At 34.9% G+C, this 22,693-nt stretch carries 25 protein-coding genes and 1 pseudogene; 25 read left to right on the top strand and 1 reads right to left on the bottom strand.

The genetic code is table 11. The features are described 5' to 3' along the window. Positions 1 to 13 precede the first annotated feature (13 nt). From AT575_RS09055 to jag, 16 genes are all read left to right on the top strand, one after another. Positions 14 to 511, top strand: coding sequence for a beta-class carbonic anhydrase (locus AT575_RS09055; protein ID WP_102778051.1), 498 nt, complete (start codon positions 14 to 16; stop codon positions 509 to 511). A 198-nt stretch (positions 512 to 709) separates the two neighbouring features. Beyond that, positions 710 to 1,423, top strand: a complete 714-nt coding sequence (locus AT575_RS09050) for a TIGR00266 family protein (protein ID WP_165778666.1) — start codon at positions 710 to 712, stop codon at positions 1,421 to 1,423. Between the two features lie 184 nt (positions 1,424 to 1,607). Further along, complete coding sequence (gltX, locus tag AT575_RS09045; RefSeq protein ID WP_102778050.1) at positions 1,608 to 3,053, top strand: glutamate--tRNA ligase; 1,446 nt, start codon at positions 1,608 to 1,610, stop codon at positions 3,051 to 3,053. 269 nt (positions 3,054 to 3,322) lie between these two features. After that, on the top strand, positions 3,323 to 4,213 hold the full coding sequence (locus AT575_RS09040; protein ID WP_129587075.1) for a hypothetical protein: 891 nt from the start codon (positions 3,323 to 3,325) through the stop codon (positions 4,211 to 4,213). A 19-nt stretch (positions 4,214 to 4,232) separates the two neighbouring features. Continuing rightward, entirely contained in the window at positions 4,233 to 4,580 is a 348-nt protein-coding gene (locus tag AT575_RS09035) for an ATP-binding protein (protein WP_102778048.1), read from the top strand. Next, a complete protein-coding gene (locus AT575_RS09030; protein WP_102778047.1) occupies positions 4,573 to 5,463 on the top strand; it encodes a hypothetical protein in 891 nt (296 codons plus the stop codon). The genes AT575_RS09035 and AT575_RS09030 overlap by 8 nt, the downstream gene beginning before the upstream one ends. 11 nt (positions 5,464 to 5,474) lie before the next feature. Then, complete coding sequence (locus AT575_RS09025; RefSeq protein ID WP_245871537.1) at positions 5,475 to 5,900, top strand: GHKL domain-containing protein; 426 nt, start codon at positions 5,475 to 5,477, stop codon at positions 5,898 to 5,900. 770 nt (positions 5,901 to 6,670) lie between these two features. After that, positions 6,671 to 7,417 carry a hypothetical protein gene (locus AT575_RS09020; RefSeq protein ID WP_102778045.1) on the top strand — a complete coding sequence of 249 codons (747 nt, stop codon included), beginning with the start codon at positions 6,671 to 6,673 and terminating at the stop codon, positions 7,415 to 7,417. A 210-nt stretch (positions 7,418 to 7,627) separates the two neighbouring features. Then, positions 7,628 to 8,197 carry a hypothetical protein gene (locus AT575_RS10560; RefSeq protein WP_129587074.1) on the top strand — a complete coding sequence of 190 codons (570 nt, stop codon included), beginning with the start codon at positions 7,628 to 7,630 and terminating at the stop codon, positions 8,195 to 8,197. Positions 8,198 to 8,211: 14 nt separating this feature from the next. Beyond that, positions 8,212 to 8,760: an ATP-binding protein gene (locus AT575_RS09015; RefSeq protein WP_102778044.1), complete on the top strand. Its 549-nt coding sequence runs from the start codon at positions 8,212 to 8,214 to the stop codon at positions 8,758 to 8,760. A 137-nt stretch (positions 8,761 to 8,897) separates the two neighbouring features. Continuing rightward, a complete protein-coding gene (locus AT575_RS09010) occupies positions 8,898 to 10,259 on the top strand; it encodes a GHKL domain-containing protein (RefSeq protein WP_102778043.1) in 1,362 nt (453 codons plus the stop codon). Further along, complete coding sequence (locus AT575_RS09005) at positions 10,244 to 11,554, top strand: sensor histidine kinase (RefSeq protein ID WP_102778042.1); 1,311 nt, start codon at positions 10,244 to 10,246, stop codon at positions 11,552 to 11,554. The genes AT575_RS09010 and AT575_RS09005 overlap by 16 nt, the downstream gene beginning before the upstream one ends. Position 11,555: 1 nt before the next feature. After that, a complete protein-coding gene (locus AT575_RS09000) occupies positions 11,556 to 12,296 on the top strand; it encodes a response regulator transcription factor (protein ID WP_102778041.1) in 741 nt (246 codons plus the stop codon). A gap of 587 nt (positions 12,297 to 12,883) precedes the next feature. Continuing rightward, positions 12,884 to 13,243, top strand: coding sequence for a ribonuclease P protein component (rnpA, locus tag AT575_RS08995; protein ID WP_102778040.1), 360 nt, complete (start codon positions 12,884 to 12,886; stop codon positions 13,241 to 13,243). Continuing rightward, positions 13,227 to 14,039: a YidC/Oxa1 family membrane protein insertase gene (locus tag AT575_RS08990; protein WP_071794026.1), complete on the top strand. Its 813-nt coding sequence runs from the start codon at positions 13,227 to 13,229 to the stop codon at positions 14,037 to 14,039. Before rnpA ends, AT575_RS08990 begins: the two co-directional genes overlap by 17 nt. 51 nt (positions 14,040 to 14,090) lie before the next feature. Next, positions 14,091 to 15,095, top strand: a complete 1,005-nt coding sequence (gene jag, locus AT575_RS08985) for an RNA-binding cell elongation regulator Jag/EloR (protein WP_415746774.1) — start codon at positions 14,091 to 14,093, stop codon at positions 15,093 to 15,095. A 30-nt stretch (positions 15,096 to 15,125) separates the two neighbouring features. On the opposite strand, the gene AT575_RS08980 is transcribed toward jag, so the two are convergent. Continuing rightward, entirely contained in the window at positions 15,126 to 15,587 is a 462-nt protein-coding gene (locus AT575_RS08980) for an SRPBCC family protein (protein WP_102778038.1), read from the bottom strand. A gap of 276 nt (positions 15,588 to 15,863) precedes the next feature. Between AT575_RS08980 and AT575_RS08975 the strand changes: the two genes are divergently transcribed. The 9 genes and pseudogenes from AT575_RS08975 to AT575_RS08935 all read left to right on the top strand — a co-directional run bounded on the left by AT575_RS08975 (position 15,864) and on the right by AT575_RS08935 (position 22,685). After that, positions 15,864 to 16,316 carry a LytTR family DNA-binding domain-containing protein gene (locus tag AT575_RS08975; RefSeq protein ID WP_245871534.1) on the top strand — a complete coding sequence of 151 codons (453 nt, stop codon included), beginning with the start codon at positions 15,864 to 15,866 and terminating at the stop codon, positions 16,314 to 16,316. Positions 16,317 to 16,326: 10 nt separating this feature from the next. After that, positions 16,327 to 16,713, top strand: coding sequence for a DUF3021 domain-containing protein (locus AT575_RS08970; RefSeq protein WP_102778036.1), 387 nt, complete (start codon positions 16,327 to 16,329; stop codon positions 16,711 to 16,713). Between the two features lie 143 nt (positions 16,714 to 16,856). Next, positions 16,857 to 16,991, top strand: coding sequence for a 50S ribosomal protein L34 (rpmH, locus tag AT575_RS08965; protein ID WP_000831903.1), 135 nt, complete (start codon positions 16,857 to 16,859; stop codon positions 16,989 to 16,991). A gap of 150 nt (positions 16,992 to 17,141) precedes the next feature. Continuing rightward, positions 17,142 to 18,107 carry a D-2-hydroxyacid dehydrogenase gene (locus tag AT575_RS08960; RefSeq protein WP_102778035.1) on the top strand — a complete coding sequence of 322 codons (966 nt, stop codon included), beginning with the start codon at positions 17,142 to 17,144 and terminating at the stop codon, positions 18,105 to 18,107. A 254-nt stretch (positions 18,108 to 18,361) separates the two neighbouring features. Further along, a pseudogene (locus tag AT575_RS08955) lies at positions 18,362 to 19,065 on the top strand (N-acetylmannosamine-6-phosphate 2-epimerase). Between the two features lie 33 nt (positions 19,066 to 19,098). Continuing rightward, positions 19,099 to 19,962, top strand: a complete 864-nt coding sequence (locus tag AT575_RS08950) for a carbohydrate ABC transporter permease (RefSeq protein ID WP_102778034.1) — start codon at positions 19,099 to 19,101, stop codon at positions 19,960 to 19,962. A gap of 11 nt (positions 19,963 to 19,973) precedes the next feature. Then, positions 19,974 to 20,807: a carbohydrate ABC transporter permease gene (locus AT575_RS08945; protein WP_102778033.1), complete on the top strand. Its 834-nt coding sequence runs from the start codon at positions 19,974 to 19,976 to the stop codon at positions 20,805 to 20,807. Between the two features lie 52 nt (positions 20,808 to 20,859). After that, positions 20,860 to 22,218 carry an ABC transporter substrate-binding protein gene (locus AT575_RS08940; RefSeq protein ID WP_102778032.1) on the top strand — a complete coding sequence of 453 codons (1,359 nt, stop codon included), beginning with the start codon at positions 20,860 to 20,862 and terminating at the stop codon, positions 22,216 to 22,218. A gap of 14 nt (positions 22,219 to 22,232) precedes the next feature. Further along, positions 22,233 to 22,685: a NanQ anomerase/TabA/YiaL family protein gene (locus tag AT575_RS08935; protein WP_102778031.1), complete on the top strand. Its 453-nt coding sequence runs from the start codon at positions 22,233 to 22,235 to the stop codon at positions 22,683 to 22,685. The last annotated feature ends 8 nt before the right edge of the window (positions 22,686 to 22,693 follow it).

The raw sequence follows: 22,693 nt of genomic DNA, 5'->3' as shown, positions 1-22,693 counted from the left end.
CGGAGGAGAAATCATGTCATATTTCGAAAGTTTCATACAAGCCAATAGTGCATATGTTGATCTTCATGGGACAGCCCATCTGCCCCTCAAACCTAAAACACGGGTTGCGATAGTAACCTGTATGGATTCTCGTTTACACGTTGCCCAAGCTTTAGGCTTAGCCCTAGGGGATGCTCATATATTGAGAAATGCAGGTGGCCGTGCAACAGATGATATGATTCGTTCATTGGTGATTTCGCAACAACAGATGGGTACACGCGAAATCGTTGTTCTCCACCATACTGATTGTGGGGCACAAACTTTTACAAATGAGAGTTTTGCTGACCATATCCATCAAGAACTCGGTGTGGATGTTTCAGGTCAAGATTTCTTGCCTTTCCAAGATGTGGAAGAATCAGTAAGAGAAGATATGCAAATTTTGCTTGATTCGCCGCTGATTCCAGATGATGTTGTTATCAATGGGGCTGTTTATGATGTTGATACTGGTAAGATGACACAAGTAATCTTATAACATATTATTAATTGAGTCTGGGTCTTCCCAGGCTTTTTTGATAGCTAACAAGTACCAATAATGATATTTCAATTAGATTAAAGTTATTTCTCTTTTTTCTTAATTTTCTTGTGTAAATATTGGACAAATGCTGTCATAATGGGCTATACTGAGGGTGTTAAGATAACAACATTATTGGAGATTTAAAGGAGAATCCTAATGGCAGACAATCGGATGAAGTTCACAATTGATTCAAACATGCAGTTTCCTTTGGTTGAGATTGATTTGGAAAATGGCGAATCTATCTTCTTACAACACGGCAGTATGGTTTATCATAACCCTGAAGTACAATTGACAACAAAACTAAATGGTAAAGGTTCTGGTTTGGGTAAACTTGTCGGTGCTATTGGCCGTTCAATGGTCTCCGGTGAATCCGTATTTATTACGCAAGCTCACTCTACAAGTGATAATGGTAAATTGGCCCTTGCGCCAAATACACCAGGACAAGTTATTGCACTGGAACTGGGTGCCAAACAATACCGATTAAATGATGGTGCTTTCTTGGCATTAGACGGGTCAGCACAGTACACTATGGAACGTCAAAGTATTGGCAAAGCTCTATTTGGTGGTCAAGGTGGGCTCTTTGTTATGACAACTAATGGTCAAGGGACATTATTAGCCAACTCATTTGGATCAATTAAGAAAATTGATTTAAACGGTGGTGAAATGACTATCGATAATGCTCATGTGGTGGCTTGGAGTAAAGAACTTGATTATGACATCCACTTAGAAAATGGCTTTATGCAATCCATTGGAACTGGCGAAGGTGTTGTCAACACTTTCCGTGGTGTTGGTGAAATCTATGTGCAAACCTTAAACCTTCAACAATTTGCTGCATCACTACAAAGATATATCACAACAAGTAGCAACTAAAAAATCAAGGAAATCAGCCCTTTCAAGGCTGATTTTTTGCACTCCTAGCTCGAAAATGTGCTATAATAGTAAAGATTTAAAACATTAAGAGTTAGTGAGATGACAAAAGAGAACAAGCTCAAGATTCATTGTTGCTTGTTTTTAGCTGACTAAAATGCTTTTTTATAGGAATAGGAGAAATAGAATGTCTAAACCAATTCGTGTGCGTTACGCACCAAGTCCAACAGGCTTATTGCATATCGGTAATGCCCGTACAGCACTCTTTAACTACCTTTACGCTCGTCATCATGGTGGTACTTTTATTATTCGTATTGAAGATACAGACCGTAAACGACACGTTGAAGATGGAGAGCGCTCACAGCTTGAAAACCTCAAGTGGTTGGGAATGGATTGGGACGAAAGCCCTGAAACCCATGAAAATTACCGTCAATCTGAACGTCTTGAGCTTTACCAAAAATACATTGATGAGCTTTTGGAAAAAGGCTTAGCCTACAAATCATATGTTACGGAAGAAGAACTAGCTGCTGAACGGGAACGCCAAGAAGCTGCTAGCGAAACGCCTCGTTACGTCAATGAGTTTATTGGCATGTCTGAAGCGGAAAAATCAGCTTATATCGCTGAACGCCAAGCGCAAGGCATTATTCCAACAGTTCGCTTAAAGGTTAACGAGACTGGTATCTACAAGTGGACAGACATGGTTAAAGGTGACATTGAATTTGAAGGTGGCAACATTGGTGGCGATTGGGTTATTCAGAAAAAAGATGGTTACCCAACTTATAACTTCGCAGTTGTTATTGATGACCATGATATGCAAATTTCCCATGTTATTCGTGGCGATGACCACATTGCCAATACACCAAAACAATTGATGGTATACGAAGCACTTGGATGGGAAGCACCTGAATTTGGCCACATGACCTTGATCATTAATTCAGAAACAGGTAAAAAGTTATCAAAACGAGATACCAACACCCTACAATTTATCGAAGATTACCGTAAAAAAGGCTATCTTCCAGAAGCAGTCTTTAACTTCATCGCTCTATTAGGTTGGAATCCTGGTGGCGAAGATGAAATTTTCAGTAGAGAACAACTTATAGAGCTCTTTGATGAGAACCGCCTCAGTAAATCACCAGCTGCCTTTGACCAAAAGAAAATGGACTGGATGAGTAATGAATATCTTAAGAATGCTGATTTTGCCAAAGTTTTTGAGCTTTGCAAACCCTTCTTAGAAGAAGCCGGACGCTTAACTGAAAAAGCGGAAAAATTAGTTGAACTTTACCAACCACAATTGAAATCAGCTGATGAAATCATCCCCCTAACAGACCTCTTCTTTAGCGAATTCCCAGAATTAAGCGAAGCTGAAAAAGAAGTCATGGCAGGGGAAACTGTACCAATAGTACTGAAAGCTTTTAAAGAAAAATTAGAAGCTATGACTGATGAAGATTTTAAACCCGAAAACATCTTCCCACAAATTAAAGCTGTTCAAAAAGAAACAGGAATCAAAGGGAAAAATCTCTTTATGCCAATCCGTATTGCTGTTTCAGGTGAAATGCATGGTCCAGAATTACCAAATACAATCTATTTACTAGGTCGTGAAAAATCAATCCAACATATTGCAAATATGTTATAAAAGCAAAAGCTATCCCTCGACTAGTTGAGGGATAGCTTTTTTTGGTTGAAGTGGATTATCGAAGGTGAGCCCCATTTGTTGGTCAGTCCTGGGTATAGCGAAGCGTTTAAGATGTATTTTTATTAATCAATGAAAATTTATAGAAATTGTAATATTTATCCCGATGTAGTATGATTAAAGGAGCTAGAGAAGAGGGGGAAGGTTTTATTTTATCACTAACAGTGCTTGTTTTATTCACTAGATTTTTAACCAGTTGGACCATTTTCTTTATGAATAGTGAAGAAACAAATAAATTATTAAAGGCTGTTTCGATAACCATTTGCGAAGTTTTTATCGTACATCATTTTAAGGTTTCATTTGTTGTCCTTGAACCATTACTGATGTTATCCTATCGTCTCATCTTTTATCAGAAAGATACCCTCCTTTTACGGACCTATTACACTCTTTTTCCAATTGTACTAACCAGTTTAATTTCAAGTTTTCTCATCTTTTTTATTTTTCCCTTTGTTACCCGAATCAGTCTAGAAACAATTTGGCAGAGTTCGGAATATGAAATCATTTCTTATCTTTGTGTCACTCCTATACTGACTTTTATAGAACGGATATTTGCCATCGAGAACTTTAAATTTACTTACCATCACCTTAAAGTTTTCAAAAGATATTTATGGATAACGGATATTGCCTTAGTCATTTACTTTTTAGGTTTTTACGTTTTTGAAACCAAGAACGCCAATGGGGACCAATTGTTTTGGGTATCAAAAATCTTGATCTTAATTTTCCTCTTTATCTTTTTTTATCTGTCATCCTATCTCAATCAATATTCCAGAACAATTGTTCAGGAGCAGATTTTCGAGAGTGAAAAGCGTCATTTGAGCATGTTAGAACAATACAACTCTTACATCGAAAACTTGTATAAAGGCGTAAGGTCTTTTCGTCATGATTATGACAATATCCTTATAAGTCTCGGAGGGAGCATTGCTCAAGGAAATTTGGAGGCTGTTGGTTTGGTCTATGAGGAAACGCTTGAGCGGATGACAGCTACCAGTAAAAATACTAGTGTTTTCGATAGACAGAGTTTTTTATCAATAAAAAATGCTGATTTAGAAATCTTTTTTAACTTTAAAAAAACAGGAATTGGTAGAAAAAGGGACAGCTTTTGAAGTTGTTTGCACTTCGACTATGACAGAATTACCAATGGATGTTTTCGATTTTTTGATAATCTTATCAACCAGTTTAGACTTAGCTGAGGCCAATTTAGCAGATACTCAAAACAGCTTTATTAGACTCTTCTTGAAAAAAGATGAGGTTCAAAATCTATCGCTTTTAATTGAATCGTCTTATCAAAATCAGGATGGACAGACCACTAATCTGAATCAGGATGCCATTGAAAAAACGACTTTGATTCTAGACTATTACTTAAGACAATTGCCAGGTTTGGCATATAACCGTGATAAAACCGAATTTCTATTACTACAATCAATGGATTATCGAGGACCTATGAACTTAGAGGAGGAGAAAAATGAATAGTCTGTTCTTATTTATCTTCTACCTTATTATTTTTCTCAATACATACTGTTTATTTGTTATGGTAAGTGGTCGAAAGAATAGATGGTATGAGATTCTAATCTTTGCTCTTGTTAATATGGCCCTATCTTTTTGGATGGATCACTATTCCCTAACCTTGGACTCTCTCTATTTGTTACCCTTTTCTTATTTAGCAAAAAGAGAACAGCCCTTAACCTATCACATATTCTATAGCTTTTATACATTTACTAATCAGGACCTCTTTTCAAGATTAATTGGTTATTTAATCTTACCCACGCTCCTTAATACCAGTATTGATCATATTAATAACAGTGCTCTCTTAATTCTCTTAACTTATGCTTTGGTCATACCTTTTCATCTCTTTTTTAAATCTATTTTACATATTGATTATCGTAATTTTCAAGAACCAGCTGCCGGTGGCAGTCAGCCAACAAAGATGTTTAAGCCGTTGAACATTAGTATGGTTGCCTTTTTCATTGTTTTACAAACCTTCGTTTTTTGTCAATACAATATTAATGGATTTCCAAGATATACTGAACAATTTCGCTATATCTTAATTGCTATTTACGTACTCATTTTCTTCTATGGCCTTTATCGTTTGAACCAACATTCACTTGAGCTCTTGACGCAAAAAATGAATCGTGAGCGATTACAACAATATAACAACCTTAAACAATATAATAACTATTTAGAATCCTTATTTACAGAAGTAAATTTTTTTAAAAATGAAACCAATTCTGCCATGCATCGATTTGGAAAAATCTTAAAAAAGGGGACTTTAAGGAAATCGAAAAGTCCTACCAGGAGCTTTTTGCTAATGAAGATAATCCTTTCCGTAATCAGAAATATGACTTGGATCTTTTAACCAATTTGGAAGTGGCTACTGTTAAGAGTTTCCTAGCTGCAAAATTATTTGAAGCTCAAAATCAAGGAATAGAAGTTGCTGTTGAAATTCCAGATGTTATTTCTGAGATAAAAATGAATTTGTTAGATTTTATTATCCTCCTCTCAATTTTCTTTGATAATGCGATTGAAGAAGCGAAAGAATCACATGAGAAAAAAATTTCGGTGGTCTTTTTCACGGAAGATAAACAGTTAAATTTTTATATCGAGAATAGTACAAGGGATGTGCAAATCAATATTAACCAAATTTTCCAAGAAGGTTTTTCAAGCAAGGGTTCTAATAGAGGCATAGGTTTATCAAATGTTCTTAAAATATTAGATGACTATCCATTTTGTAGTTTAACGACAAAGAGTGCTAATTATAAATTATCTCAAAAATTATCGATACTTGTTTATTAAAACCTTTCCCAATTAAATTACTTGATGTCTTTTATTAGAGACTGCTAGTCATTCTGAAATCTAAAGTAAAATAACAAAGACCTGGTTAGAGGACTGCTTTATCAATGCTTTTTATGAATTAAAATAGTCTACTAACTATAAGATTAGATGAAAACACTTAACAAAATTACAATCAAAATCATTTGATAGTATGGTAAAATAGTTTAATCGGAGGTAATGATGACAGATTTCAATATGATGCTAGCTATTCATTTCATGAGATTTATAATTGGATGGATTATTTTCTTTATGTTATGTAATGAAAAAATACAATGGAGACGAATGTAGGAATGATTATTCTGGGAATGATTATAGTGACAGTACTCCCAGTACCATTTCATCTTGTTGCAATGTGTACAATGTTTTTTTATCATTATTATTATCATAAGAATTACCAACTCAAACATCATGTCCTCTATTCCTTTTTTCCTTTTGCCATCTTGAATCTCCTTTCGAGGTTGATATTGTTGTTTATCCTTCCGTTTTTATTAAATCTTCCTGATAAGAGCGTAACGTCGAATCTGATATACATTTTTATATCGGTAGTACTATCGTTACCGAGTTTTATTTTCCTATTGAAAGTTTTTAATATACAAACTTTTTCCTTTATTCGCCATTATTCGAAAAAGATCAACCGTTTTTTAATATTCAGTGATATTGGTACTATCTCATATCTATTATTAATTCCCTTCCTCAACGGGAGTAGTAATGAAGGGAATTGGCTGAAACGAATGATCGTCTTGCTCTTTTTCTGTATTTTCTTATTTGTCATGTCCCATCTCTCTACCTATGCAAGACAATTAGCCGTATCACAAATTGAAGAAGAAAAAGTACAGCACATTGAATTATTGGAAAAGTACAATGACTACATTGAAGAACTTTATAAATCCATAAAATCCTTCAAGCATGATTATGATAATATGCTGATTACTTTAACTGCGAGTATTGATAGTCAAGATATGGAAACGATAGAAAAAGCTTTCTACAGTATTGTTGATCAGATGGAGACAAGTGTTGAGAGACCCCTTTCAATTAATTTGGAACGCTTTGATAAAGTTCAAGCTTTTGATTTAAAAACTCTTTTAGCACTGCGTTTTTATGAAGCAAATCAAAAGGGTATTGATACTGCTGTCAAAATTGATCAGCCACTAAAATCTGAGATTACAGATCCCTCAAATATGATTGTTATTATTTCAACCATTGTGAAATTAGCAATTGAGAGATCAGAGAGAACAAATGATCCTTATTTAAGTTTTAGTTACCGAACAATTGATAAGCATCAGAGTTTTCAAGTGATATCAAATACAGATTTGCGGAGTGAGCTAAAGAATATGGCACTTTTGGATTTAATTGAGCGGTCTAACCTCATTTTGGATGCCTACTTGGAGAAATATCCTCAAATGACTTATCGTTCTAAAATTATAGACAATAAATATTCGCAATCCTTGCATTTCGACAATAATCAAAAAGAAAGGTAGATGAGAAATATTTGGAACTATTGTTAGATGTATTATTTTATCTGGTTATTTTTAGTAATAATCTTGTTCTTTTCTTTCTAATTTCGAAGCATCACCTAAGATTCTGGAAACTTATACTATTTTTTTTTAAGTTCAATTGTTGTTACCTACGGATTGGATCATTTTTCATTAATTCTAGATCCCTTATATTTTGTGATATTTAGCTATTTTTTGAATCGGGAATTGCCAATTGCTAATCACCTATTTTATAGTTTTGCAGCTTGTACGATTTCTGATTTTATATCTCGTATCATTGGATATGTGATTCTTCCAACTTTATTTCATCAAACTTCAGCTTATTTAAGTACACATTTTTGGTACCTTTTATTAGCCTATTCGTTAGTTCTTCCCACTTACGCCTTTATCCATTATGTTCTTCATATTGATTACCAAATTATACAGCGAGCAAATAGAGAGATTGTTTCCAAGACTTATCGTTTGATGAATATTTCAATGATTATATTTTATGGTGTGGTACAACTATCGACCTTTTTAGAATATAATTTTCCACAGTATACTTTCTTACCTGATTATCATCGATACCTGATTATATATGTCTATATTTTAATCTTCTTATGGGGAATATTAAATCTTAATCAAGTTTCTTCAAGGATGGTTGCACTTGAAATTGATGATGAACGAAAAAAACATTATTATAATTTGGCAAATTATAACCATTACTTGGAGTCACTTTATCATGAGACGAGTGACTTTAGAGACAAGACAAGGAAGGTTTATTAGCACTAGAAGATAGCGTGAAAAGTGGTGATCAAAAACGCATTAAGAAAGACTATCAAGACTATATATTAGCGAACGGAAGTCCTTTCAACGACCAAAAATATAATATGGATAAATTGGTCAATATTAAGGTGGCAACAGTTAAGAGTTTATTATCCGCCAAAATATTTCAAGCACAAAAATTAGGCTTAACGACTGAAATTGAAATTCCTGATATTATCACGTCAATACCAATTAAAGAACTTGATTTTGTCATCATTCTATCAATTTTTATTGATAACGCTATTGAAGCAGCAATAGATTCTCTCAATAAGCAGATAAAAGTTGCTCTGTTCTTTAATGGAGATGATTTGGTCTTACTTGTAGAGAATACGAGTAAGGAAGAAAAGATAAATCTCAATAAAATATATTTAGATGGTTTCTCTACTAAAGGTAGTGGCCGTGGATTAGGATTGGCAAACGTTATGAAAATTCTCAATCGTTATCCATTTTGTACCCTATCAACAAAAAGCAGAGAGTTTGTTGTTACCCAACAATTAACAATTTTGAACCAGGCAAATGACTAAATGAAATCCTAAACTTTTTGACAATTAGTGTTCCTAAAATAGATAGGAAAAATTAGGATTTATAGAGAAAATTGATTTAAACATCGTCTGAAATGGTAAACTTGAACAGTTACCAATTACAAACTAAAAGGAGTGAAATGTCAGTAACCATTTTAATTGGACTTGCCTTGTCCATTATTGTTTATTATTTGGTAGAATTAAGTATTTTTTCCTTTTTATCAAGTATTAAGTTATTTATCTGGGAGCGAGCTTTTATTATCTCACTTTTCCTTTTTATGAATCAATTCAAACTTCTCTCTCCAATGTTAATTGATCCAGTTATTCTGCTGGTAGTGTTATGGTTGCATGGACAGAGAAAATGGGATACAAAACTTTTCTTTTTAGCGCTGGCACCAACTGTCTTTGTAGACTTAATTTCCCGTTTTTTTGCAACTTCTATACTTCCCTATTTATTTTCCATTCAGAGTGAGTCTTATAATAGTGTTTGGATGAATTTATTGTCATATTGTATGGTATTTTTAAGTTTAGATCTCCTTAATTACCTTGTTGGTAAGGAATATAAGCTCTTCATTAATGATGAAAAAGCATTGAAGTCAAATCAATTTTTTAGCATTTTTTTAGCATTTATTTTAGCTTATTATTTAGATATTTTTGTTGTTATGGGCTTTACAGATCCTTTTTTAAGTTATCAGAAGAATCTTATTATACCTAAGTCATATAAAATTATTTTTTTAATCTTTACAGTTTTCTTAATTTGTCTGTTATCCTACTTTAATCGCCGTTCAACTGGTTACCTTGAGAAAAAGATTAAAGCAGAACAAGAAAGCTATATTGATAATCTCGAAAATTATGGTCAAAATTTAGAAGGCCTTTACCGAAAAGTTAAGTTATTCCAAAAAGATTATCTTGACCGTCTGGATCAAATTGGAGATAGTATTGAACAAGGCGATGTTGCCCACGTTCATCAAGTTTATAATCGTATAGTATCGAATTCAAATGAATTTTGGGATAAGAATCATTACAATATTTCGAAGCTAAGTAATGTTACAATGTCATCAGTAAAAAGCTTGTTATCTGCTAAAATTATAGAGGCAGAAAAACAAGGTATTTCAGTAACTTTAGAGATACCCGATATTATTGATGAGGTGCCGATGTTTCGTTATGATTTAATTTTACTATTATCAGTGTTTTGCGATAATGCTATTGAAGCAGCGCTATTCTCTGATGAAAAAATTTTAACTATCGCATGCTTCACACACCAAAAACAGACTGTTTTTATCATTGCTAATTCCACTGATACTGAAAAGGTAGACATAAAACCTATTTTTGAAGAGGGATATACATCAAAAGGTTTGGGTAGAGGCTTGGGTTTAGCTAATGTCAATCGAATTCTTCAAAAATATAATAATATTACCTTACAAACCCAAAGTGTTTCACATCGTTTTACTCAAACTTTAACAATTTTAGATACAGAGGAGTCGTCATGGAGTCCATCGTAAATGGTCTGATACTTTCCCTTATCATTTTTATTGATTATTGGGTTATCTTCTCAAATACTTCAGGAATAAAAATTTCGCTGAATAGATGTATTATTCTATTTTTATTATTTACAGCTTTGAATTTTTTGATAAGTGTTAACATCATGTTTGACCCACTTTTCTTTATATTAATGAGTTTTCTTTTCTCTCGTGGAAGAAAGTGGTCAGAACATATTTTTCACGGTTTCTTTTCAACAGTTCTTGTTGAAATGATTTTCCGTCTATTAGGATCCCTCTTTATCCCAATTTTTTTAGGGATTAGTATTGAACAACTTAATAGTAGTTATCAAACGCTTGAAATGGCCTATGCTTTGGTCTTGCCAGCAACTTATTTACTCTTCTATATGTTTTCAGTTGATTTATCCATTTTTCGTTTGATCAATGTTGTTCACCTAAAGAAATGGCTCTATTTCACAAATACCATGATGGCGTGTTACTATATTCTTTTCCATTACATAATGCCCCTTGAGTCTCCCCTGTTGTTTTATGTCCATAAGTACCGCTTAGGGTTGATTATTGTCTACTTACTATTTCTAACCTGGCTTTTTTTACGTTTGAATCGCTACGCTAAAGATCAATTGCAGGAAAAACTTTACCAAGCTCAAACAGAAAGAATTGAAAACCTTAAGCGTTATAACGATTATATCGAACAACTCTATCGTGAGATTCGAATGGTCAAACACGATTCTGAAAATATTTTAATATCTTTAAAAGATAGTATTGATAGTGGTGATATAGATACTATTCATTCTGTTTATACAGCTGTTGTCAAAGAATCAGGGAATTCTATTCGAAGCGTTGGAGGAACTTTTGGGTCACTGGAGAATATCAAAGAATCAGTTATTAGAAGTCTCATAAATTCAAAATTGATTGAAGCCCAACATCAAGGAATTCGTGTTTATATTGAAATTCCAGATGACATTGAAGAAGGTAGATTGAAGTTAATGGATTTGATTACATTATTAACCTATTTGATGGACAATGCCATTAAAACGGCCAAAGATAGTCGAAATGCTTTTTTATCAATTGCTTTTTTTAGTGAAGATGACAAGCAATACTTTATTATTGAAAATAGTACTAAGGTGAAGCGAGTAAACATATTGACTTTGTTTGAAAAATCCAATACTCTGGAATCACAATGTCAATTAAGGATGTCTAAGCGTTTTAATGATATACTAGAGTCACATCCCAAAGTAATTTTCTCTACCAAAAGTGATTATTATAGAATGCGACAAATTATAGAAATGGAAAAGTAAAATGAACATTTTTATCCTCGAAGATGACTTTATTCAACAGAATCGGATTGAGTCAATCATTGAAGAAGTATTGGAAGAGAGAAAGATTTCTTATAAATATATGGAAGCTTTTTCTAGTCCAGAAAAACTGTTGGATAGTATACCTGAAAGAGGAAATCATCAACTCTTTTTCCTAGATATTGAAATAAAGAATGCCACAAAGCGGGGATTGGAAGTTGCTTCAGAAATTCGCAAAATGGATCCAAATGCTGTCATTGTTTTTGTAACAACTCATTCAGAATTTGCTCCGATTTCTTTCAAATACAAAGTGTCAGCATTGGATTTTATTGATAAAGCTGTTGATAATCAACAATTTAAAGAACAGATACAGGAATGTATTCTTTATACTGTTAAGATGATGTCTAGTTATGTCACAGAAGAAATGTTTTTATTTGAAACCCCTCAAACACGATTGAGAATGCCATTTAAAGATATCCTCTACTTTGCAACTTCTACAACTCCTCATAAAGTCTGTCTATGGACCCAAACAGAACGGTTAGAGTTTTATGGAAATTTAGCTGAGATTCAAGAAATTGCCCCCTCATTATTTCTTTGTCATCGCTCTTTTCTAGTAAATTTAAATAATGTGGTTCGTATCGATAAACCGAATCAACTTCTTTATTTCGAGAATGGTGATTCTTGTCTCGTATCTCGCTTAAAAATGAAGTCATTAATTGAAAAGTGGGAAGCCATTCATAATTGATGAGAGTTTTGACATTTTAGGATGTTTTTTTGACATTTTAGGAAAAATATCACCATTATTTGTATTTTTATTTATAATAAGTTTATAGATAAAGACTTAAGTTATCTCTTAAAACAAGTTATTCCCCAATATATCAAAATATTGTTTTCTCTCTCTCTCCATAAAAAACACAAATAGTATTTTTGATTTAACTTGACTAAAAGCGATGACAAAAAATTCTGTTTTTATCAGCTATAATTATATTTGTAAAATAAAGACGGAAACTTGAGACAAGTACTAGAGTTCGTTCCCCAATTTTATCAAAATATTGTTTCTCTCTCTCTCACCTAAATAACAAATTTTGAAGAACTTCTAGGAAACAGGTCCAAAAACAAATGTCTTTGTTTGGATATGATATATTAAAAAAACCGGTCTCTCACCGTTTTTTTTGTATTCTCCAGGATTTTATCGATACATGTCCTTTCCTTGACTTAACAAGGAGCGATTAGATCATAACTTGTAAGCAGAAAAAGTGCTAGAAACCAAGATTTGAATAGGTTTAGGGCTTGTGGTATAATGTAACTAATTTAGATTAATGGAGTTAGATTTTGAAGAAATCCTATCGGGTAAAACGTGAAAAAGATTTTCAAGCCATTTTTGATGCTGGAAAAAGTGCAGCTAATCGAAAATTTGTCATACATTTTTTAGAAAAAGACCAAGATCATTTTAGAGTTGGCATCTCTGTAAGCAAACGCCTTGGCAATGCCGTGACAAGAAACGCAGTCAAACGAAAAATCAGACACGTCCTAATGGAATTTGGAGAACATCTCAAAAGTGATGATTTTGTCGTCATTGCCAGAAAAGGTGTCGAAGAATTGGATTACCAACAAGTGAGACAGAACTTAAAACATGTCTTAAAGCTGGCAAAATTGCTCGAGGAAGGTTTTGAAAGTGAAAAAGAAAATTAAAATTGTAGGATTACTACCAATAGTCATCCTTCTTGCTGCTTGTGGAAGAGGTCAAGTATCCGCAAATTCTGCAAATGGATGGGATCAATTGGTTTATTTTTTTGCCAAGTCTATTCAGTGGTTGTCCTTTAATGGATCAATTGGGGTCGGGATTATCCTTTTTACCCTCTTAATCCGTATCTTGTTAATGCCATTATTTAATATTCAAATTAAATCAAGTCAAAAAATGCAAGATCTACAACCTGAATTAAAGAAAATTCAGGCTAAATACCCAGAAAAAGATTCCGTTAGCCGTATGGCTTTAGCAGATGAGACTCAGGCACTCTATAAGGAAAATGGCGTCAACCCATACGCTAGCATGTTGCCATTGTTTATTCAGATGCCAATCATGATTGCCCTCTTCCAAGCCCTTACCCGCGTACCCTTCTTAAAAACAGGAACCTTCTTGTGGACGGAGTTGGCTCAACATGATCAACTCTTTATTTTGCCAATTTTAGCAGCTATTTTTACCTTCTTATCGTCATGGTTAACCAATATGGCTGCAAAAGAAAAAAATATGGTAATGACCATTATGACCTACACCATGCCACTAATGATCTTTTTTATGGGATTCAGACTGGCAAGTGGGGTAGTTTTATACTGGGTTGTCTCAAATGCTTTCCAAGTCTTCCAGTTGTTGTTATTGAATAACCCATTCAAAATAGTAGCTGAAAGAAATCGTCAAGCACAAGAAGAAAGAGAGCGTCGTGCCAGAGAAAGACGTGCCCGTAAAAAAGCATTAAAACAAAGAAAGTAAAGTAGGAGTAATCTTATGGCCTTATATACAGGTAAAACAGTAGAAGAAGCAATTGAAGCAGGATTGCAAGACTTACACATTTCGCGCTTAAAAGCCCATATTCGTGTTATTTCAAAAGAGAAAAAAGGTTTTCTAGGCTTTGGGAAAAAGCTAGCGCAAGTAGATATCGAAGGTATTAATGAAGGTACCGTCTATCAAGCAGACCAAGAAGCTGTCAAAGGGATTCCCGACGACATTAACCGTCAAAATGCACCCCTTGTCAAACCACAAGGATTTGTGAGTCCGGAGAATCAACCGGAAGCCTCAGACTCAGGCAGTTCTGAGATCGAAACAGTAACTACAGACGAGCAAGACATTCCAGTTGATAAAGCTAAGGCTGAAATAACAGATTCAGTAGAAGAAGCTCTTCAAGAAGAAGAGCTTCACGAAGATTTTAGCCAAGAAACTTCAGATGTGCAAGTGGCGGACCAAGAAGCTAGTGATAACCAAGCCCAAGCAGAAAATCAAGTTGCCCCGTCTGAAATCTCAGATAAAAAAGCTGAAGATAATTCTTTTGAAGCTTTCATTGCCAGCGAATTTCCAGAAGCTGCCATCAGCAAAGATATTGAAAAAGCAGCCGATGAAGTGGCTGATTATGTCACAAAAATCATCTATGAAATGGATATTGAAGCGACAATTGACAAGAGCCATAATCGTCGCCAAATTAACCTACAGATTGATACCCAGGAAGCTGGACGTGTTATCGGCTACCATGGTAAGGTTCTTAAATCCTTGCAGCTGTTAGCTCAAAACTTCTTACACGATCGTTATTCAAAAAACTTTTCTGTAACTCTTAATGTTCATGATTACGTTGAGCACCGTACGGAAACCTTGATTGATTTCACTCAAAAAGTCGCTAACCGCGTTCTTGATAGTGGTGACAACTATACCATGGATCCAATGAGCAATAGTGAACGTAAGATCGTCCATAAAACCATTGCGGGCATCGAAGGCGTTGAATCTTATTCAGAAGGAAACGACCCTAACCGTTATGTTGTCGTAAGTTTACAAGCTTAATAAATAAGAAAAACTGCTAAGCCTAATGCTTTAGCAGTTTTTTTGAATTTCTTGTCTTACCCATTCCTGACAGTCCATTAAAGAGTCCATAATCTCGGGCATCTTCCCGGTCTTGAAATAACTTTCTAGTCGTCGGTTTTGGTTGACCCAACCGGCCAGGTCTCTTTCCAGGTTGGGGAAGTGGTTTGGGGATTTTTCAGTGAAAGTAACCAGGGTTTTACCCTTTTCTTCCCTAAAAGCGAAGCTTATGACCGCACCGAACCAGTCAAAACTAAAGAGCTGGTTTTTGATTTCTTGTTGAATAGCCAAGCATTCCTTAAAGCCAGGCATACTAAAAACAAGTTCATGCTCTTGCCGAGACAGTTGCGGGAACCAAAGGGCCAAGCCTTTAGAGCTAGTCAGGAGCTGCCAAAGCTGATCTGGACCTGAAGAAATCGTGTAAGTTAGCTGTAACAGGTAGTGACCGTCTAATTTTTCTAAATATTTTTCCATAGCTTAAGTATAGCATAGAACCACTTGGAACTTGAAATTGACCACTTGGTGGGAAAGTGGTCTTTTTTTGTTCCTCCTTTGCTAAGATAAAAGTACGGAGGAGGTGAAGTTAGCACAAATTATTGAGATAAAAAGTCGTGGAAAAAATAAATGCTACTAGAGACCAGGTCTAATGGATTACCACTTACCACCTCATTTGGACCTCTTAGCGGCCTCTTGAACTCAGAGCATCCATTTTTTGGTATCATATGGTTAAGAAATAAGCGAAGGGGTTTAATGATGAAATGGCAATTTAAAGAAAATAAAAATCAGAACGATTTAATGTTGACTATCGAGAAAGCACACTATGATAAGCAGGTTTCGGAATTAGTGGACTATTTAGAAGCTTTTCAAAGCATGAAAACAGATGTGGTTGCCGTTAAATCTGATGACCATATTTACTTGCTGAAGATGGATGAGATCATCGCTTTAGAGGTTGATGGGGATTATTTGCTTGTGATGACTAAAGAAAAAACGTTTCGCATGCGAGAACGCCTGTATAAAATGAAAGACCGTTTACCAAGTGATCATTTTGTTCAAGTATCCAAACAAAGTTTGATTAATCTGGACCACTTGCAAATGATGGAAGCTTCTTTCTCAGGTAATATGTTAGCCATTTTAACCAATAAGACAAAGATTATTATCAGCCGTCGTTATTTAAAAAATTTAGAAGAAAAACTAGGATTGTGAGGTAAAGATAATGAAAAAAATGATTAATATGTACATATATGGAATTGGGATTGGAGGCATCATTTACAGTTTCACTTTACTTGTTGGTGGGGTTGAAACACAGACACTATCTAATATTGTTTCCTGCCTAGCTTTCAGTGGCTTTATGGGACTTGCTAGTCTTTATTACGATATTGAGAAATGGTCTTTCCTACAACAAAGTGCTTGTCATTTCCTTACTATAGCTTTAATGGTATTTGGAATGAACACTTTTAATCATTGGCTATCACCTAAAGAATATTTAGGTTTCTTCCTGGAGTTCTCTCTTGTTTATCTCATCATTTGGATCATCATTTATATTTTAAACTACCGTAGCAGTCAAGAAATTAACAAAAAGTTGCGGGAAAGAAATAAATAAACAACTACCAGAGAATCTGAAACAAATGGGAAATATAGCTTGACAAGGTAGTCATTATATAATAGAATATTAAGGTATGTTTAGTAACTGATATCACAATAGCCGGCTAAACGAATACGAAAATCTATGAGGAGGTATTCACTGTGAAACGTACTTATCAACCAAGTAAAATCCGTCGTCAACGTAAACACGGATTCCGTCACCGTATGTCAACAAAAAACGGACGTCGCGTGCTAGCTAGCCGTCGTCGTAAAGGGCGTAAAGTATTATCTGCATAATTGCGAATACAAAATAAAATCAAACCAAGAGTGCTCGAGACTCTTGGTTTTTTTGTTCTTTAAATGATTAAAAGGACTTTTAATCTTGTGGCTTTTGTTTTAGATTTTATCTTGATAAAATAGGAGTAATCGAGTAAAGGAGTGCTTATTATGAAAATTGTTGTTCTAGATGGTTATAGTCTAAATCCAGGTGATTTAAGTTGGGAAACTTTTGAAGAGATTGCAGAAGTGAAGGTTTATGATCGGACACCCTATAATGACAAAGCGGAAATTATCAAGCGTATTGGTGATGCTGATGCTGTTTTAACCAATAAAGTCCCAATAGACGCCGAGATAATAGCAGCAGTCCCAAATCTTTCTTATATTGGCGTTCTTGCCACTGGCTATAATGTTATTGATACTCAAGCAGCCAAGGATGCTCAAATCAAAGTGACTAACATTCCTGCTTATAGTACAGAATCAGTAGCTCAATTAAGCTTTGCCTTACTATTAGAAATTGTCAATCAGGTAGGTCTTCATCATCAGTCCGTCCACGATGGCCAATGGCAAAATAACCCAGATTTTTCATACCAGAAGGCTCCTCTGATTGAACTGCAGGGAAAAAAGATTGGCTTAATTGGTTATGGTCAAATTGCCCAAGCTACAGCAAGAATTGCCCATGCTTTTAACTTAAAAGTTATCTATTGGAATCATCGTCCAAAAGCTGCGCAAGCAGAATGGGCTAAGCAAGTCACCCTAGAAGAGCTTTATCAGCAGGCTGATATTATTAGTCTTCATGTGCCACAAACCAAAGAGACGCAAGAAATGATTAATCAGGCTTCCATTGCCAAAATGAAGGATGGCGTCATTCTCCTTAATACTGGCCGAGGTGGACTCATTAATGAAGCTGACCTAGCCAAAGCTCTCAATGAAGGTAAAATCTATGCCGCAGGTCTAGACGTGGTTACCAAAGAACCTATCCGTGCAGACAACCCACTATTAACGGCTAACAATTGCTTTATAACACCGCACATTGCTTGGCGTCCTTATGAAGCAAGACAGCGGTTGATGACTATTGCCCTAGATAACCTAAAAGCCTTTCAGGCTGGTCAAGCTAAAAATGTGGTCAATGAGTGAGGGCAGACCTCAGTCCATCAATTAATTGATAGTATCTCCTCAAATGAGATTGGTCTCAGAAAAATTTCTATAGCTTAATATGCTAGGACATGATGTCCTGGCTTTTTTTATCTGAAAATACTTTCAGGAGAATTGGGAAAAGCTGATTTTTTGAAAGTAATTTCTAAATAGAGACTAAGTATTGAAAACGCTTTTATGATTGTTATAATAAGGACTGTGAACGTTCTCGAAATTATTAAATGAAGGAGAAAAGAATGCCGGTTCAAATAACAAAATCAGAATTTTTAAAGCAAATCAAAGATGGCATTATTGTCTCTTGTCAGGCCCTTCCGGGTGAACCCTTGTATACAGAAGAAGGTGGGGTTATGCCACTTATGGCTAAGGCAGCGCAAGAAGCTGGAGCTGTTGGGATTAGAGCTAATTCCGTTAGGGATATAAAAGAGATTCAAGAGGTCACTGATTTGCCAATTATTGGCATTATAAAAAAAGATTATCCCCCCAGGAACCTTTCATAACGGCCACCATGACTGAAATAGATCAACTGGCGGCTCTCAATATTGCTGTTCTGGCCTTTGATTGCACGCGTCGGCTTCGCTATGACCAAAAGACAATCGAGCAATTTATCAAAGAAATCAAAGCCAAGTATCCCAAGCAGCTACTGATGGCAGATATTAGCACTTACGAGGAGGGTCTCGCAGCCTATGAAGCAGGTGTGGACTTTGTCGGGACGACGCTTTCTGGCTACACGCCTTATAGTCGACAAGCAGAGGGACCGGATTTGGAACTGATGAATCAACTGACTCAGGCCGGCATCCCTGTTATTGCTGAAGGAAAAATACACACTCATGAGGATCTAAAACGGGTACATGACATCGGCGTGGCCGGCATCGTCATCGGCGGTGCTATTACCAGACCTAAAGAAATCGCCCAACGGTTTATCAATGTGTTGAAAGCTTAAAAATGAAAGGGGTAGCCTGTGCAGAAACATTCAATGAAACTAAAGCAAGATTATACTGGTTATTTGTTTATTGGACCGCAACTTCTATTAATGCTGATTTTCATACTTTATCCTGTCGTTAAAGGTTTTAAGATGAGTTTGTATTCCGTCTATGGCGTTGAATCTTACTTTGTTGGTTTTGAAAATTTTGCTAATCTCTTTCAAGATGTTGTTTTTGTTAAGTCCATAGTAAATACCGTCTTCTTTGTCGTTGCTATTGTTATTTTGACAATTGTCTTTGCTTTGTTTGTAGCAACGACAGTTTACGATAAAAATAGTCGATATGTTTCTTTTATCAGAGGAGCTTACTACCTACCAGTAATGGTATCAATGGTAGTTATGAGTATTGTTTGGAACTTTTTACTCAATCCATCCAATGGTTTAATCAGTTACTGCTTTGAAAATATTGGTGTACACCACCTTAATTTATTAGGAAACACTAAAACGGTTATGCCGATTATCGTCTTTGTGACTTTCGTTGGAAATGTTGGACAAGCAATCATCCTCTATCTTGCAACAATGATTGGTATTTCCCAAGATTATTTTGAAGCAGCACAATTAGATGGCGCAACAAGGGGGCAAAGAATTAGACATATTATTATTCCGCTAGTTAGACCGACTACCGCTTATTTAGTTGTTATCAATATTATTGCGGTTTTGAAGATTTTTGTTGTTATCCAATTGTTAACTGGAGGTGGACCAAACAATGCCTCTGTTACGATGATGTATTATTTGTATCAAAATGCTTTTGTTTACAACAATACTGGAGCAGCGGCAGCCATTGGTGTATTGATGTTTATTATTGCTTTACTATTAAGTATTCCGCAATTAAGAGCATTTATTAAGGCAGAACAATAAGGAGGCTATTTGTGAAAAAAATAAAACAAATGGAAGGCTTTGATTTAGTCACTAATATCATTGTCTTTATACTTGCTATCTTGTTTTTACTCCCCCTCTTCTGGTTACTAACAAATACCTTTAAAACGTCATCTGGAATCTACCAAATGCCTCCTGACATTCTTCCCAAGGAATGGTATTTAGGAAATCTAAAAGAACTTTTTCAGGGACAACCGACGTTTAAGTGGGTTCTCAATAGTTTTATTGTCTCATTTATGACAGCTTTACTGAGTGTCTATATCTCTGCCTTAGCTGCCTACGGTTTTTCAAAACTACATTTCAAAGGAAAAACAGTCCTCTTTATTTTAGTTATCGCATCTATAATGATTCCAAAGGAGACCTTTATCGTTCCCTTATTTGATATTATTGAAAAATTGCACTGGGTCGATACTTACCAGGCAATGGTAGTACCAAACTTGGCAACTGGTTTTGGAACTTTTATGCTTTATTCCTATTTTAAAGTCATACCAGAATCAATTAGAGAGTCTGCGAAATTAGATGGTGCTAGCGAATGGACTATTTTTAGTAAACTGATGTTACCAATTGTGAAGCCAGGAATTGGAGCCTTGTTTATCTTGAACTTTGTGACTGCTTGGAATGATTATTTATGGCAATTACTGATGGCTAGAAGTAAAGAAATGAAGACATTAACTATTGGGGTGGCAAGTCTCCAACAAGATATCAATCCTAACATTGGATTAAAAGTTGCAGGTGCAGCTATTGCAGCAATTCCTATGATAGTCATCTTCTTTATGTTTCAACGTTTCTTTGTAAAAGGTGCTACCAACGGTGCTATTAAAGAATAGGGTTTGTTAAAACAAAAAATATCAACAATTTTTATTTCTGAAAGGATAAATTATGAAAAAGAATCTTTTACGCTATGTCACTCTTGCAGTAATCCCTCTATTAGGGCTAACAGCTTGTTCTTCCAAAGAATCAGCTAAAGAGAAAAAGAACCAAAATGAAATTGAAGTTTGGTTAACACCGCAATGGAAAGGGACCTATAAAGGCGATGAAAAAGGGGCTGACTATGATAGCTTCTTCAAAACAGCAGCTAAGTTGTATGAAAAAGAGCATCCAGGTAAAAAAATTAAAATCCAAGTTATTCCAGGTGAAGAACGTGATAGTAAATTAAGTGTTGCTACTCAAACCAAGACTTTACCTGACGTTTTCTTTGAATCAACATTTGCCATATCAGATTTAGCACATCAAGGGTTACTAGCTCCACTAGATTCTGTCATTGATCAAAAAAACAAAGCTGATATTTCGAAATCAGTTTGGGACAATGTTCAAATTAAAGATAAAACCTATTTCTATCCGTTCGCTCAAAATCCAGGTATGTTAGCTTATAATGCTGAAATGTTTGAAAAAGCAGGACTACAAGAATACATCGCTGATAAAGATAAAATTGCAAGCTGGTCTACGGATGACTTCAATACAATCTTGACAAAGCTGAAAGAAAGTGACAGCCAAGTAACACCTTTAGGTTTCTATGCGAAAAACAATCAGGGGGATACATGGACAATGATGTATCTCAGAATGTACGGAAGCAGCTTCTTTGCAAAAGATGGTCAATTGAATGTTAATGATAAAAAGGGTGTGAAGGCACTTGAGTATATTAAAGAACTCAATGACAAGAAAATGATTACTTCTGGAGCTGAGTCTTTAACAAGTAACGATGTTAATGCCATGTTCCAAAATAAAAAAGTTGCTGTTAGCTTTACCAATGCCGTTCTGTATAAAGGCATGTTAGACAGTATGGAAGCTGGGACTGTAAATAAATTTGATGCTCGTTTGGCGAATATTCCTAGTGTAGATGGGCCAAAATCATTTACCTATGTCTTGGGTTCAGCAGTCTTTAATACAAATGGAGACAAACGTCAAAAACTAGCTAAAGATTTTGTCAAATATTATTCAGAAAATAAAGAGCTTATTAAAGCAAGTATGAATTTTATGCCAGTTCGTAAATCATTGGTTGAGAAAGAAAAAGCAAACAATCCAATACTTGAAACCTATATCAATAATGATCAGTACGTTATTAATTTCTCTAATAATACATCAGGTTATGTTGAAGTGAGAAATGCCTTATTCCCTGAAATCCAAGCTGTTCTTACAGGTGAAAAATCTTCTAAAGAAGCATTGGATGCTTTTGTTGAAAAAGGAAATAAAGCTATTTCTGAGGGGATTAAACGCTCAAAAGTCTTAAATGACAAATGAAAGGATAATCGCTTTTGATATTTGATAAGTTGAGTCATATTACTGACTATAAAGGGATTTCAGAAAATCTTGATATTGCTATTGATTATATAGTAAGCCAGGATAGTATTTCCTTAAAAATTGGGAAAAATATTATTAAGGATTCAGATGTTTTTCTAAATTATAATGAAACAAGGTTAACTAATAAAGAAGATCAATCCTTCGAATACCATAAGGATTATGCTGATATCCATTTATTATTAGATGGTAAAGAACATTTAAAATTTGGCCTATTTTCAGAAGAAGAGTTGACTCCTTATCAAATCGAAGATGATTTTGGCCTTGTCACTTGTCAAAAATTTATGGATATTCAATTGGAACCTGGTTATTTTCTTATCTTCTTGCCAAATGAATACCATCAACCTGGTCAAGCGATTACGGGCTTTGAGGAAATTAAAAAACAAGTTCTGAAAGTTAAAATGTCTTAGTTTAAAAA

The sequence above is a fragment of the Streptococcus penaeicida genome (assembly GCF_002887775.1).
GTDB lineage: Bacteria > Bacillota > Bacilli > Lactobacillales > Streptococcaceae > Streptococcus > Streptococcus penaeicida.
Note: the sequence above shows the minus strand (reverse complement) of the source record. Positions and strands in the feature narration are given on the sequence as shown.